The sequence below is a fragment of the Alloalcanivorax sp. C16-2 genome (genome assembly GCF_046507615.1).
Lineage (GTDB): Bacteria > Pseudomonadota > Gammaproteobacteria > Pseudomonadales > Alcanivoracaceae > Alloalcanivorax > Alloalcanivorax marinus_A.
The window spans coordinates 2,111,584-2,125,266 of the sequence record NZ_JBKFTL010000001.1 but is presented as its reverse complement, the minus strand read 5'-3'; the positions used below and the strand labels follow the sequence as shown (position 1 = coordinate 2,125,266).

Annotated in this window: 12 protein-coding genes; 4 read left to right on the top strand and 8 right to left on the bottom strand. The window is 64.7% G+C overall.

The window, feature by feature from the left end:
• Nucleotides 1-56: 56 nt before the first annotated feature.
• Nucleotides 57-1,268: a DcaP family trimeric outer membrane transporter gene (locus ACLD02_RS09795; RefSeq protein WP_410298583.1), complete on the top strand. Its 1,212-nt coding sequence runs from the start codon at nucleotides 57-59 to the stop codon at nucleotides 1,266-1,268.
• A gap of 149 nt (nucleotides 1,269-1,417) precedes the next feature.
• Here the strand turns inward: ACLD02_RS09795 and ACLD02_RS09790 are convergent, their stop codons facing one another.
• The 8 genes from ACLD02_RS09790 to prmB form a co-directional block, all read right to left on the bottom strand.
• Nucleotides 1,418-3,388 (bottom strand): TRAP transporter permease, encoded by a 1,971-nt coding sequence (locus tag ACLD02_RS09790; protein ID WP_410298582.1) that lies wholly within the window; start codon nucleotides 3,386-3,388, stop codon nucleotides 1,418-1,420.
• A gap of 18 nt (nucleotides 3,389-3,406) precedes the next feature.
• On the bottom strand, nucleotides 3,407-4,372 hold the full coding sequence (locus tag ACLD02_RS09785; protein WP_410298581.1) for a TAXI family TRAP transporter solute-binding subunit: 966 nt from the start codon (nucleotides 4,370-4,372) through the stop codon (nucleotides 3,407-3,409).
• Nucleotides 4,373-4,489: 117 nt separating this feature from the next.
• A complete protein-coding gene (locus ACLD02_RS09780; RefSeq protein WP_410298580.1) occupies nucleotides 4,490-5,677 on the bottom strand; it encodes an FAD-dependent monooxygenase in 1,188 nt (395 codons plus the stop codon).
• 26 nt (nucleotides 5,678-5,703) lie between these two features.
• Nucleotides 5,704-6,561, bottom strand: coding sequence for a fumarylacetoacetate hydrolase family protein (locus tag ACLD02_RS09775; RefSeq protein ID WP_410298579.1), 858 nt, complete (start codon nucleotides 6,559-6,561; stop codon nucleotides 5,704-5,706).
• A gap of 17 nt (nucleotides 6,562-6,578) precedes the next feature.
• On the bottom strand, nucleotides 6,579-7,616 hold the full coding sequence (gene gtdA / locus ACLD02_RS09770) for a gentisate 1,2-dioxygenase (RefSeq protein WP_238400825.1): 1,038 nt from the start codon (nucleotides 7,614-7,616) through the stop codon (nucleotides 6,579-6,581).
• A 104-nt stretch (nucleotides 7,617-7,720) separates the two neighbouring features.
• Nucleotides 7,721-8,860, bottom strand: a complete 1,140-nt coding sequence (locus ACLD02_RS09765; RefSeq protein ID WP_410298578.1) for an MFS transporter — start codon at nucleotides 8,858-8,860, stop codon at nucleotides 7,721-7,723.
• A gap of 9 nt (nucleotides 8,861-8,869) precedes the next feature.
• Complete coding sequence (gene aroC, locus ACLD02_RS09760) at nucleotides 8,870-9,967, bottom strand: chorismate synthase (RefSeq protein WP_203101227.1); 1,098 nt, start codon at nucleotides 9,965-9,967, stop codon at nucleotides 8,870-8,872.
• Nucleotides 9,968-9,988: 21 nt separating this feature from the next.
• The gene (gene prmB / locus ACLD02_RS09755) at nucleotides 9,989-10,915 is read right to left on the bottom strand and encodes a 50S ribosomal protein L3 N(5)-glutamine methyltransferase (protein ID WP_203101223.1); all 927 of its coding nucleotides are present in this window, start codon (nucleotides 10,913-10,915) and stop codon (nucleotides 9,989-9,991) included.
• Nucleotides 10,916-11,072: 157 nt separating this feature from the next.
• Here prmB and ACLD02_RS09750 point away from each other — a divergent pair, with 157 nt between their 5' ends.
• The 3 genes from ACLD02_RS09750 to ACLD02_RS09740 all read left to right on the top strand — a co-directional run bounded on the left by ACLD02_RS09750 (nucleotide 11,073) and on the right by ACLD02_RS09740 (nucleotide 13,667).
• Complete coding sequence (locus tag ACLD02_RS09750; protein ID WP_410298577.1) at nucleotides 11,073-11,573, top strand: EVE domain-containing protein; 501 nt, start codon at nucleotides 11,073-11,075, stop codon at nucleotides 11,571-11,573.
• A gap of 181 nt (nucleotides 11,574-11,754) precedes the next feature.
• Nucleotides 11,755-13,053, top strand: a complete 1,299-nt coding sequence (locus ACLD02_RS09745; protein ID WP_203101221.1) for an ammonium transporter — start codon at nucleotides 11,755-11,757, stop codon at nucleotides 13,051-13,053.
• Complete coding sequence (locus ACLD02_RS09740; RefSeq protein WP_203101220.1) at nucleotides 13,050-13,667, top strand: hypothetical protein; 618 nt, start codon at nucleotides 13,050-13,052, stop codon at nucleotides 13,665-13,667. Before ACLD02_RS09745 ends, ACLD02_RS09740 begins: the two co-directional genes overlap by 4 nt.
• Nucleotides 13,668-13,683: the final 16 nt, after the last annotated feature.

The window sequence follows — 13,683 nt, the reverse complement described above, 5'->3', positions numbered from 1 at the left end:
TTCGTTCGTGCCGAGAAAAGCGAATAACAACACCCAGAAGAGAAAAGGAAAAGCCAATGAAAGCGCACCCTCTTGTTCCGCTTATGCTTGCCTCGTGCTGTCTCGCGACGCCACAGGCCCGGGCTTTCGACGTCGTCGAGGCCGGACAGCCGGTGGTCACCGGTGATCCCAGCCGGGTAGGCCCTCCCTGGAACCATCGCAGCACCTTCAACATCCCGGGCACCGACACCGACGTGGCATTCGGCGGCTATGCGAAGCTGGATATGTTCTATGACTTCGACTACGACCTGGGCACCTCGACCACCCCTTTCAACGTCCTCGATGACGGCAACCGGACCGATGGCCGCACCAGCTTCACCGCGGCGGAGTCCCGGCTTAACTTCCGTACCCACACGCGTACCGGCATGGGCGTGTTGACCTCCTACTTCGAAGGGCACTTCATGCCCGATGAAAAATTCAATCTGCGCCACGCCTATGGCGAGATGAACGGGCTGCTGGCCGGCCAGACCTGGACCAATTTCATGAGCTTCGTGGCCACGCCTCGAACCCTGGCGCTGGGCAGCCCCAAGGGCTATGCGTTTGATCGCAAGGCGCAGCTGCGCTACACCCGAAAACTAGGCTCCAGCACCCTGGCGGTGGCGCTGGAAGACCCGGACACCGTGATCGCCCGGGCCGACGCGCAGCCCGACCCGAACAGCGCCGCCAGCGGCGAAAACGGGCTTCCCGACCTTACCGTGCGCTACGAGTACCGGCGCATGTTCACCCTGTCGCTGCTGGCCCGCGAACTGTCAACCAATGGTGAGCAAGGCAGCGTGGATGACTCCGCCACCGGCTACGGGGCACTGGCGCAAATCAGCCTGCCGTTGTTCAACGGCCTGACCTTCAAGGGCAATGTCATTGGCGGCACCGGGATCGGCAACTACATGGGTAACCCAGGCAATACCGGACATCGCCGCGCACCGGACGTTTATGTGCGCAACGGGCATCTGGAAACCGTGGATCTGAGCGCGTTCGGCGCATCGCTCAACCAGACCTTCAACCGCTCCTGGTTCGCGTCCGTGGGCTACTCACGACTGCGCCAGGATCTTCCCGAGAATCTGTATGGCGAGCACTTCGAGACGCTGGACTATGGCTTCGCCAATGTTATCTGGGATGTCACCGACCGCATGATGGTGGGCATGGAGCTGCAACGCGTGGACCTGGAACAGGTCAACGGCGAATCGGAAACCGCCAACCGCCTGCAAACCAGCCTGCTCTATCAATTCTGAAGCTCAACGGGCGCCCGGCCGGGCGCCCCATGCGATTCCCCTGATACAGTACCCGCCCATCACTTCCCTGCCACACCGCGATAAACAAAAAAAAGCCCCACGGAGGTAGCTCCGGGGGCGCCAAGGGTCGAGCGAGAAAGTCGCCGCGCTCAGGAGCGCTGCCCGGCGCTTGGGCTCCATACCCGCCGGCGCCAGGCTCGGCGCCCCGCGCAGGCCAGCATGATGAGAACCGCGCCGGTGTATACCAGCGGCGCCTGGACACCGCTCAGCAAGGCCAGAAACACGGCCACGCCGGTGGCCGCCAGTAACACCCGTAGCGCGACGCTCAGCCGCCCCTTGAAATAGCCGGACAGCGCGCCGTTAAGGATCAGAATCAGCAGCGTGGTCACCAGCACCACCTCCACCAGCCCCGGGATCTCCAGGTGCGACTTGCTCAGCAGCATCTCGGGACGAAACACGAAGATGAAAGGCACCAGATAGGCCAGCCAGGCGTAGCGCATGGCGGTTACCGATACCGCCAGTGGCTTTTCCTCGGCGATGCTCGAGGCGGCATAGGCGGCAATGGCGATTGGCGGCGTGATCATCGACATCATGCCGTAATACAGCACGAACATATGCGCCGACAATTTAGGCACCCCGGCGGAAACCAGAGCGGGCACCACCAGAGAGGCCAGCAACACATAAACGGCGACGGTTGGCATTCCCATACCAAGAATAATGCTGATCACCGCCGTGAGCGCCAGCAGCAGCACCACGTTACCACCGGACAGATCGACCATGATGGAGGTTAGCGCGAACACCACCCCGGTGGCATTGAGGATGCCGATCACGAAGCCGGCGGCGGCGACGATGGCGAGAATCTCCATGGATGCCGTGCCGGTTTTCTTGAAGGAGTCGATCAGATCCGCCAGGCCGATGCGGTCGCCGCCGTAGCCACGAACCAGGCCCAGCACCGCCACCAGCCCAGCCGCCGCCAACGCCGACAGCTCCGGAGACTGATTGAAATTGAACAGCAACACGATCAGCAATACGAACGGCAGGACAAAATGTCCGCCTTCCAGCATCACCCGGGAAAAGGGTTTTCGATCCTCCCGAGGCACCGGCGCCACATCCTGGCAAATCGCGTCGGCGTCGGATTGCATGAAAACGGCGAAGAAGAAAAACAGGGCGGGCAATACCGCCGCCAGCACGATGGTCTCGTAAGGCGTTTGGGAAAGCTCGGCCATGAGGAAGGCCGCCGCGCCCATCACCGGCGGCATGAACTGCCCACCTGTCGAGGCCACCGACTCCGTGGCGGCGGCGACCCGACCGCTGAAACCGGATCGTTTCATCAATGGGATGGAAATCACCCCGGTGGAAACCACATTGGAGACGGCGCTGCCGGAGATGGTGCCAAACAGCGCCGACGCGACGATGGCGATCTTGCCGCTGCCGCCACGGAAACGGCCCACCGCCGCGACCGCCAGATCGGAGAAGAAATCACCGCCGCCGGCCTTGTTCAGCAGCACCCCGAAGAAGATAAAGGGAATCACCACGGTGACACCGATGGTGATCGGCAAGCCAACCATGGCGGTAGTATCCAGCACCAGATGCGGCGCCAGGTCGGCCACGCTCCAGGGCCGCGCGGTGAACGGCGCGGGCATGGCGTTGCCCCACAATCCGTAGGCGATGAACAGCAGGACGATGATCACCAGCGCCCAGCCGACCATGCGGCGCAGCCCTTCCACCACCGCCGGCACCACGATGGCACCGATAATGAAGGTCTCCACCGGGAAGTAGAACATCTGCGCGGAAAGCACCTTGTAGCGGTAGGCCGCGTACCAGCAGGCGCTCAGTGCGATGAGCGCGGCCGCCGTGCTGACAAGGGACGGCGGCCCCGGCCAGGCGCGCCCACGAGGATCACGGCTCAGATAAATCAGCGCCAGGCACAGGCCGAGAATGATAAGGGAAAATTCCTGCACCAGATAAACCCGCCCCCAAAGCAAGCGGGGTAATTCGGCGGTCCAGCCCAGACTCAGGCCGGTGATAAGAATCGCGATCGAGGCCCGAGTGAAGGGCGCCCAGCGGACGCCCCCTGGCGGGCCGATCCGATTATGCTCGGCGTCGGTCAATGTCGTCATGATTCGCTACCCGATGGCCTAGCGGGACCAGAGCCCGTTTTCCTTGTAGTAGCGAATGGCCCCCGGGTGATAGGGAATGCCAAGATTCTTCGCCATTTTTTTCGGGTCCAGCCGGCCCAGGTTGGCGTAATTTTCCGCCAGCGCCTGACGGTTCTCCACGATCCCGTGGACCAGTCGTCGCACTGCTTCGTCCGAGACATGTTTACCGGCGTAAAGAATGTAGTCGTAGGCCATCATCGGCATCGGCTGATCCAGCCCGGTGAGATTGTCACCGGGCCGCACCACGCGCACATAGGTCTGCGGCATGAGCTCCTGCATGCGCACCTGGGCCTGAGCGTCAATATTGAACGGAATAAAGCGGATACCGCCCACGGATGCGTCGACTTCATTGAGCTTGCCGGAACCAAGAGCAAAAAAGCCGATGTCGGTGCGGCCGGCGGTGAAGTCGTCCGCGTTGGACAACAAATTGGTGGTCGGCACCGCGTCCATGTCATCCATGCTCAAATCCGCGTTGGCCAGCGCCGCGTCGATCAGCTCACCGATGATACGCTGGCCGCTGTAACCGGACGAAATGCGTGCGCCTTTAATATCGTTGATCGATTGAAACGGCGCGTCATCACGAACGAACAAACCGACGTCGAACGGATACAACACCGCCACCACTCGCAGGTTCTCGTGGGAATGTCCGGCGAAGTCGCCCTTGCCGTGGAAGGCATTGCTGACCTCGAGGATATTGGCCAGGCCGAAGTCGGTGCGACCGCTGTTCACCAGCGGCATGACCCGACCGGTGCCGCCATAGGGCTGAACCAGATACTGATCGCCGGTGGCCTTGGAGATGACATTGGCGATGGCGGCGCCAATGCTGTAAGTGGAAGATCCGCCGCCGGCGGTTCCAATCCCGAAGGATTGCGCCTGGACGGCGCCGGACATCGCCATCATCGCGGACAGAGTAATAAGCAGCTTGCGGGTCGTTGTCATTATCATTTCTTTTTTCTCCTTAACCGTCACGGTTACCGGACTGTATTGGGGAGCGCGGGTGGGAATGCGAAAAAAACCATCATCCTAGCGCCGCGCGTTCCCCGCTGCGTAAAGTCAATCGTTTCAGAGCATGTCCACCCGTACCGGGTCGTATGAGAACAGCCAGGCCGACCGTTCCGAGCTGATATCGCGCTTGGCGAATTCTTCGCGCAATTCAGCAGTGGAATTGAGATGGAACAGGCGCCGGTTGGAAGACGACTCGTTGACGATGCGGGTGGTGCGCTCGATGCGGTTGCGCTGATAGAGCCGCAAAGCCTCGTCGGTGCGGGGCTCGGCCTCCAGGGCACGAGCCAGCACCGCGGCGTCCTCCACCGCCATGGCGGCGCCCTGTGCCATGTATGGCAAGGTGGGGTGCGCCGCGTCGCCAAGCAGAGTGGCGTGCCCGCTCGTCCAGTTTTCCACCGGCGGGCGGTTATTCATCGCCCAGCGATAACAGTGATCACGGTCGGCGGCGTCGATCAGCGCGCCAATGGACGGATGCCAGCCTTGGAAGTCCTCCTTGAGTTCATGCCATGGCCGACTCGCCACCCAGGACTCTTCATCCCACTCGTCATGCTCCACGCAACCGACCAGGTTGATCAGACGATCACCTCGCATCGGGTAGGTCACCGCGTGCTTGCCGGGCCCGACCCAGATGTCCACGGTGCGTTGCCGATGTTCCTCGGCCACGTTCTCGCTTTCGACCACCACTCGCCAGGACGCGTCTCCGGTGTAGGTCACCGGCGCGGCGCCGACGATCTGCCGTCGCACCGCCGACTTGATGCCATCGGCGCCCAACAGGGCCCGACCGGTGACACAACCACCATCGGCGAACCGCAGTGTCACGCCGCCCTGCTGCAACTCCTCGAAACCGGTCACCTCGACGCCCAGGTGAATCGCATCCGGTTTGAGGGCGGTGACCCGCTCGACCAGCAGCCGGTGCAGGTCAGCGCGATGCACGGACACATAGGGCACCCCATGACGACGCACATAAGCACTGCCCAGCGGGATGGTCTGCAATACTTCACCACTGTCAAACAGGCGAAACCGATAGGCCTCGGGGCAGGAGCCCGCTTCCACCAGGTCATCAAGAATGCCAATGTGCTGGTAAACACGGCTTGCATTGGCGCTCACCTGGATGCCGGCGCCTACCTCGCCAAGCTCATCCGCCTGTTCGTAGACGTCCACGTCGATCCCCCGCTGCAGCAGGCAGGCGGCGGCGGTCAGTCCGCCAATGCCGCCACCGGCAATCAGGACATTTTTTTCTGTCATCTGCTCACTCCGCTTATGGTGGCGTCTCAACGGACCTGTACGCGCATGGCACCGATGCCCTCGATCCAGGCATCCATGCGGTCTCCGCGTTTGATGGGGGCAACCCCTTCCGGCGTGCCGGTGAGAATCACGTCGCCGGGTTCCAGGGTGTAGGAATGCGAAGCGAACGAGATGATCCTGGCCACCGACCAGATCAGGTCCCGGGTATTGGCGTGTTGGCGGGGCTCATCGTTGACCTTGATGTCCAGTTCCACGGACTCCGGCGAACCAAACTCATCGGCGGTGACCAGCCAGGGACCGAGCACGGTGAAGGTATCCAGGGATTTGCGGTAACTGCGGTCCTCGGTGCCACGGATGGTGATATCCAGGCCGATGAAGTAACCGGCGATGCACTCCAACGCTTCCTGCTCGGACACCTTGCGGGCTTTTTTGCCAATGACCAGCGCCAGCTCCACCTCATGGTCGGTGCGGCGACCATCATCGTGGTGAATCTCCACGCCTTCCCCGGCGCCGACCAGGGAGCTGTTGGCCTTCAGGAAAAGAGCATAGCGGTCGATCAGCGAAATCTCGGTGCCGAAGTTGATGCCCGCGTCCTCGCGGGACTCTTCCACGTGCTTCATGTAGTTCACCGGCGCGGCGATGATCTTGCCCGGATTCGCCACCGGGCTGAGCAGGCGGACCTGGTCAAGCGGCGTGAGTGGCGCCCGCGAGGCCGCCTCCTCCAGGCGCTCGCGCAACGCCGGCAAGGCGGCGATGAAGGCATCACCCCGTTGCAACGGCCAGCGCTGCGGCGGCAGCGCCTCGGTGACCACATCGGTCACATCGGCCACTTTCTCGCCGATCACCACACCGACGCGATTGTCGTCGAATCTACAAATACGCATTGAATTACCTCTGGGCTCTATTGGCGCTGCTCACGAAAGAAGCCGAGCTTTTCGTGGATGGCGCGATCGGAAAAAAAGAACAGGAAGCAGTCTTCGCTGGCGGACAGGTGGCGCCATTGCCAGCCGGGGATCGCCACCACGTCCTTGGGCTCGAACGCCAACGGCCGGCCCTCGATGGTGACCTCCCCCCTGCCCTCCACCACGTGCATGACCAGGCTGTCGGTGGAACGCATCGGCAGGGTCCGTTCACCTTTGCGCAGGTGGGTCATCCAGGTCGCCAGAGTGGGCATGGCCCAGCCCCCGTCCAGCGGGTTGGCATAACGCAGGGTGGTGCCCCAATGCTCATCCGGCGATGCCCCCAGCGCGGCTTTCAACAGCGCATCGCGGGTCCGCTCGTAGGGGTAGTTGAAGATAGGCGTGGTCGGCCCGTAGGGGCTTCGCGCCTGGATTGGCACAAGATTGTTGCCGTAACGGGCCAGGGAATCCCCCTCCGGTCGGCTGAGCGCTTGCCGGCTTTCCTCATGAGGATCGGAGAACACCGATTCGAAGTAACTGAGTACCGGAATATCCAGTCCGTCCATCCAGATCACCGGCTGGTCGCCGTCATTGCCATGGTCATGCCAGGCCCAGGCCGGGGTGATCACGAAGTCCCCTTCGCGCATGGTGGTGCGCTCTCCGCCCACGGAGGTGTAGCCCTGCTCGCCTTCGATCAGAAAGCGCAATGCCGACGGGGTGTGTCGATGGGCGGGGGCGGTTTCGCCGGGCAGGATCAACTGCAGGCCGGCGTAGAGACTGGGAGTGGCGCGAGACTGGCCCGGGCAAGCCGGGTTCTCCAGCACCAGTACACGGCGCTCCGCCTCCTCGGCGGTGAGCAGATCACCGGCCTCCAGCAACAGCGGCCGGAGCTGGGCGTAACGCCAGTGGTGGGCGTGGTACCGGGAGGTCGGTTCACGGGGCACGATGGTCCCGAGGACTTCCCACAGCGGCGCGGTATCGAACGCCGCGAGCCGGTCATAAAAATCCCGGCGATGCGGGGAGAGCGAGCTGCCTGCCATAGCCATACCTCATTGCGACGTTGTTGTTATGTTGTCGCTGGTGACTATAGGAAAGGCATTTTCTTAATTAAATTGAAAGATTCTCCATTCTAATTAACTTTTGGTTAACCATTCTCCGACGCCTCGGGCAGGCGCGTGATCAAGGCGGCGGCGGCCAGGGTGAGCACGCCGGCGATCAGGAAGCAGTACACGCCCAGATGGGGCCAGGCCAGACCGCTGAGGCCGGAGCCCAGGCCCCAGCCGGCGCCGTAGCCGAGGCTGGAGTACAGCGCCTGGCCCTGGCCGGCGAAGGCGCGACCGGAGGCCCGCTGTACCCAGGCGATGCCGCCGGCGTGAAAGCTGGCGTAGCTGGCGGCATGCAGCAACTGGGCGCCGGCCAGCCAGGGGACACTGTCGCCGCACAGAGACACCACCAGCCAACGCACGGTGGCCAGCAGCAGGCAGGTGAGCAGGATGCGGTTGAGAGCGAAGCGGGTCATCAGCCGATGCATGATCAGGAAGGCGACCACCTCCGCCACCACCGCCACGGCCCATAGCGCGCCCACCGACACCTTGCGGAAGCCCATCTCTTCCAGATGAATGCTGTAGAAGGTGTAGTAGGGCCCGTGGGAGGCCTGCATCAGAAAGGCCACCAGCATGAAGATCCGGATATCACGGCGTTTGAGCAGGCGGATCAGGCCGCCGTCGGCGTTGCGACGCGCCTCGCCCCGCTCCCCCGGCAGCGTCAAGGTGGCCAGCCACAGCAGCCAGAGCAGCGCGGACATGACCCACGGCAGCAGACTCATGGGCAGGTGATCCAGAGCCATGCCCACCAGGAACACACAGGCGATGAAGCCCAGCGAGCCCCACACCCGTACCTGGCTGTAGCGGTGGGCCTGGTCGCCCAGGGTATGCAGGGTGACCACCTCGAACTGGGCCAGCACTGCGTTCCAGAAGAAGCTGAACACCGCCAGCAGGATCGCCATGGACCAGATCTGGTCGGCCCAGAACACCGGCAGGAAGGCGAGCGCCGCCGCCAGGTTGCCGAGACGGATAATGCGCAAACGGGCGCCGCTGCGGTCGGCGAGCCAGCCCCACAGGTTGGGGGCCACCACCTTGGTGAGGTGCGGCACCGCCATCAGCAGGCCGATGGTGGTGGCGGAGAATCCCAGGTCCTTGAGGTACAGCGACCAGTAGGGCACCAGGGTGCCCAACAGGCCGAAGTAGAGGAAATAAAAGGCGGAGAGGCGCCAGTAATACGGCATGCCGATCCCTCAGGCCTGGCCGGGGATCGGCGCCAGCGGCGGCGTCACGTCTCCGTTCTGCGCGCGGTGGCGCAGGTAGTGGTCCATCAGCACCAGGGCCAGCATGGCCTCGGCGATGGGGGTGGCGCGCACGCCCACGCAGGGGTCGTGGCGGCCCTTGGTGACCACCTCGGTGGGCTCGCCGTCCAGGGTGATGGAGCGCCCCGGGATGGTGATGCTGGAGGTGGGCTTGAGCGCCAGGCTGGCGCGGATCACCTGCCCGGAACTGATGCCACCGAGCACGCCGCCGGCGTGGTTGCTGAGAAAACCCTGCGGGGTGATTTCATCACGGTGCTGTTCGCCGCGCTGGTTGACCACTTCGAAACCGTCACCGATTTCCACGCCCTTGACCGCGTTGATCGACATCAGCGCCTTGGCGAGATCCGCGTCCAGGCGATCGAACACCGGCTCGCCCCAGCCCGGCGGCACGTTGTCCGCGTACACGCTGACCCGGGCGCCAATGGATGACCCTTCCTTGCGCAGGTCGTTGATCAGTTGCTCCAGGGCGGGAATCTTGTCCGCGTCCGGGAAGAAGAAGGGGTTGGTGTTGACCACGTCCCAGTCGAATTTCTCGGCGCGGATCGGGCCGATCTGCTCCACCCCGCCGTACAGCCGCACGCCCAGGTGCTCGCCCAGGAACTTGCGGGCGATGGCGCCGGCGGCCACGCGCATGGCGGTTTCCCGGGCCGAGGAGCGACCGCCGCCGCGATAGTCGCGAAAGCCGTATTTCTGGGTGTAGGTGTAGTCCGCGTGGCCGGGCCGGAAGGTGGCGGCGATGTTGCCGTAATCCTTGGATTTCTGATCGGTGTTTTCGATCAGCAGGCCGATGGAGGTGCCGGTGGTCCTGCCTTCGAACACGCCGGACAGGATGCGCACCTGGTCCGGCTCCTTGCGCTGGGTGGTGTAGCGGCTGGTGCCGGGCTTGCGTCGGTCCAGCTCATGCTGCAGGTCCGCCTCGCTAAGCGCCAGCCCCGGCGGGCAGCCCTCCACGATGGCGCCGAGAGCGGCGCCGTGGCTTTCACCGAAGGTGGTGACGCGAAAGCGCTCACCAAAACTGTTCCCGGCCATATTCTTCCTCGTTAGGGCGGCTCAGCCCGTGAAGTGATCGCGGTATTCTACCAGTTGACGGCGCTCGAGCATGAATACCCCGTGCCCGCCGCGCTCGAATTCAAACCAAAGGAACGGCACCTCCGGCCAGGCCGCCATCACGTGGCGGTCGCTGTTGCCCACCTCGACGATCAGCACGCCGTCCTCGGCGAGATGGTCCGGCGCGTCGATCAACAACCGGCGGGTGAAATCCAGACCATCGTCGCCGGAGGCCAGAGCCAGTTCCGGCTCGTGGCGATACTCCTCGGGCATCGCCGCCAGATCCTCGGCATCCACATAGGGCGGATTGGAGATGATCAGATCGTAGCGCTCGTCCAGGCCATCCAGCCCGTCCGCCTGGATCGCCCGCACCCGGTCGGTCAGCCCGTGGGCCTCGATATTGGCCCGGCACACCGCCAGGGCGTCCTCGGACAGGTCGCTGGCGTCCACGGTGGCGGTCTCCAGGGCGTGGGCGCAGGCAATGGCGATGCAGCCGCTGCCGGTGCACAGATCCAGCACCCGCTCGACCCGGTCCGGGTCCAGCCACGGCTGGAAGCGGGCCTCGATCAACTCCGCCAGCGGCGAACGGGGAATCAGCACCCGCTCGTCGACCTGGAACGGCAGGCCGCAGAACCAGGCCTCGCCGGTGAGGTACGGCGCCGGCACCCGCTCGTTGACGCGCCGCTTCATAAGCCCCACGAATGCCTCGATCTCATCGGGCAGCAGGCGCGCGTCCAGCAGGCGAGAATCGCTGTCCGAGGGCAACGCCAGAACGTGCAGCAGCAGCGCCAGACATTCATCGCCGTGATCGTCGGTGCCATGGCCGAGAAAAACACCGGCCCGGCGCAGCACGGATTCCCCCCAGCGCAGGCAATCGCGCGGGGTTTGAAGTGTGGCCTGGGCCTGTTGCTGTTCGCGGGGTTCGATCACGACTACGCCTCCGAAATAAGCGCGCAAGAGTACCATATTTCCGGCCTTTCTGTTCCGCCTTCCGGGCCCCTTGAATCCATTGAAATGCCATTGATTAAATAACAATGACTTTGCTGCCATACGTGTTACATTGCCGATCCATACCTGGAGGAACGCTATGCGCACCTGGTTATTCAAGACCGAGCCGAAGGATTTCAGCCTGCAGGATCTGCGGGCCGCGCCGGACCAGACCACCGGCTGGGACGGGGTCCGCAACTACCAGGCGCGCAACCGCCTGCGCGATGAAATCCAGGACGGCGACCGGGTGCTGATCTACCACTCACGGGGCAAGAATCCGTCCATCGTCGGCGAGGCCCGGGTGACCTCCGCGCCCTACCCGGACCCGACCCAGTTCAACCCGGACCATGCCGGCTTCGATCCGCGCAGCAGCGAGGACATGCCGCGCTGGTACCAGGTGGATGTGCGCTACGTGACCACCTATAAGCAGCCACTGCCGCTCTCGGAGATGCGCCAGCGCGCGGAATTCGCCGATATGGAACTGGTGATTCGCCCGCGTCTGTCCATTCAGCACATCACCGACCGCCAGTACCAGCAGATTCTCGCCCTGTGCGAGCCGGAACTGGCAATGGCCGGCGCCTGGCCCCCCGCTCTCTCCTGAGTCCCCGCCCGGTCCTGGCCCTGCCCTGTCCTGAAGCACTGACGCCGCCAGCCGCCGGCGGCGCCCCATCTTCGCGCAAGCCGCCATGCCCCCCCCCGGCGCCGGACGGCCTGAACCGGCCTTGCACACCTTGGCATAGCCGTTGCAGCGCTCCCCTCGACAATACGATCGAGGGGGTCTCATGGAACGACGCGCCATCTTCTTCGCCCTTCTGGTTGTGCCCGTGCCGGGCCTGGCCGACACCCTGGAATATTCCGGCGCCGACGTGGTCTGGGTGGCCATCGCCGCGGCGCTGGTATTCCTCATGCAGGCCGGCTTCGCGCTGCTGGAAAGCGGCCTGAGCCGCGCCAAGAACGCCATCAACGTGGTCATGAAGAACTATATGGACCTGTGCGTGGGCACCCTGGCGTTCTGGGCCCTGGGCTTTGGCCTGATGTTCGGCGCCAATCCCAGCGGCTGGGTGGGCCAGAGCCTGTTCGCGCCCAGTCAGGGCGACAGCGACCTGTGGACCCTGCTGCTGTTCCAGCTCATGTTCGCGGCCACCGCCGCCACCATCGCCTCCGGCGCCATGGCCGAACGCACCCGCTACCTGGGTTACCTGACCGGAGCGGTGGTGATCACCGGCGTGATCTATCCGTTGTTCGGCAACTGGGCCTGGAACGGCAACGGCTGGCTGGCCCGCCTGGGCTTCGTGGACTTCGCCGGTTCCACCGTGGTCCACAGCGTCGGCGGCTGGTGTGCCCTGGCCGGCATCCTGGTGGTGGGGCCGCGCCTGGGCCGCTTCGACAACCAGGGCCAGGCCCGGGAAATCCGCGGCCACAACCTGTCCTTCGTGGCCCTGGGGGGCTTTCTGCTGTGGTTCGGCTGGTTCGGCTTCAACGGCGGCTCCACGGTGGGCGCCAGCGTGGACATCGCGCTGATCAACCTGAACACCCAGCTGGCCGCCGCCGCCGGCGCGCTGGGGGCGGCCCTGTACCGCTTACTGACCCGGCGGCCGGTGTTACTCACCGAGACCGTCAACGGCAGCCTGGCGGGCCTGGTGGGCATCACCGCCGGGTGCGCCACCATGGTACCGGGCTTCGCCGTGCTCACCGGGCTGATCGCCGGGCTGCTGGTGGGCCCGGGCAGTCGTATGCTGCTGTCGCTGAAACTCGACGACGTGGTCTCGGCGGTGCCGGTGCACGCCTTCGCCGGCGCCTGGGGCACCCTGGCGGCGGGCCTGTTCTACAGCGGCGACCTGTTCGACCCCCAGCGCATCACGGTGCAACTGTTGGGCATCGTGGTGGCCTTCGCCTGGGCCTTCTTCGTGGCGCTGATTCTGTACATGGTGGTATCGCTCACCGCCGGCCTGCGGGCGCCGCCCTTACATGAACAACGGGGCCTGGACGTCAGCGAGCACGCGGAACTGGGCTACCCGGAATTCGCCCAGCCCCATCTCTATGACGCGGAGGTGGCCGACGGCCTGGAGACCCGGCCATGAGCCCGGAGGAGCGCCGCCGCCGGGCCCTGGCCACCGGTTTGGCGCCCTACCTGGACGCCCGGGACGTGGTCGAGGCGGTGGCCCTGTGGCAGCGCGAATACGCCGACCGGCCACGCTTTTCCCTACAGGGCTATGTGAGCGACCTGTGCAAGCGCTTCGACCTGGCCGGGCGACGCCACGACCTGCATCTCAACCTGGTGCAGGCCATGTCGTTGCCGGAACGCCGCCTGGCCGCCGATCCGCTGGCCCACCCGGAGCGGGCCAACGCCGCCGGACATCCCTGCACGGCGGCGTTCCAGGCATTGATGAGCGCGCTCTGGGCGCAACTCAACGAAGCCGAGGCCAGCCAGCTACGGCTCGACCAGCTCACCGACCTGCGCCGTGCCGGGTTGCCCGACGATCACCGCCAGGGGGTGGAATACTGGTTCAATCACCCCCGCGCCGATCTGATCCCCCTGGACCGGGGCACCCTGGCGGCGCTGGTCAACCGTGGCTACGTGCTGCTGTGCGAGCGTTTCGGCCCGGTGCGCGCGGACCGTCTGCTCAAGGCCGCCGCCGACCAGGTACGCCGGGACCGGCCGGAGCTGGGCGGCGCTCTCGGTACCCTGCTCTAGCCGGGCGGGTTGCCAA

Bases quoted from the DNA above. Each gene is read 5' to 3' on its own strand.
- ACLD02_RS09795 (WP_410298583.1), top strand. From the start codon at position 57: ATGAAAGCGCACCCTCTTGTTCCGCTTATGCTTGCCTCGTGCTGTCTC.
- ACLD02_RS09790 (WP_410298582.1), bottom strand. From the start codon at position 3,388: ATGACGACATTGACCGACGCCGAGCATAATCGGATCGGCCCGCCAGGG.
- ACLD02_RS09785 (WP_410298581.1), bottom strand. From the start codon at position 4,372: ATGATAATGACAACGACCCGCAAGCTGCTTATTACTCTGTCCGCGATG.
- ACLD02_RS09780 (WP_410298580.1), bottom strand. From the start codon at position 5,677: ATGACAGAAAAAAATGTCCTGATTGCCGGTGGCGGCATTGGCGGACTG.
- ACLD02_RS09775 (WP_410298579.1), bottom strand. From the start codon at position 6,561: ATGCGTATTTGTAGATTCGACGACAATCGCGTCGGTGTGGTGATCGGC.
- gtdA (WP_238400825.1), bottom strand. From the start codon at position 7,616: ATGGCAGGCAGCTCGCTCTCCCCGCATCGCCGGGATTTTTATGACCGG.
- ACLD02_RS09765 (WP_410298578.1), bottom strand. From the start codon at position 8,860: ATGCCGTATTACTGGCGCCTCTCCGCCTTTTATTTCCTCTACTTCGGC.
- aroC (WP_203101227.1), bottom strand. From the start codon at position 9,967: ATGGCCGGGAACAGTTTTGGTGAGCGCTTTCGCGTCACCACCTTCGGT.
- ACLD02_RS09750 (WP_410298577.1), top strand. From the start codon at position 11,073: ATGCGCACCTGGTTATTCAAGACCGAGCCGAAGGATTTCAGCCTGCAG.
- ACLD02_RS09745 (WP_203101221.1), top strand. From the start codon at position 11,755: ATGGAACGACGCGCCATCTTCTTCGCCCTTCTGGTTGTGCCCGTGCCG.
- ACLD02_RS09740 (WP_203101220.1), top strand. From the start codon at position 13,050: ATGAGCCCGGAGGAGCGCCGCCGCCGGGCCCTGGCCACCGGTTTGGCG.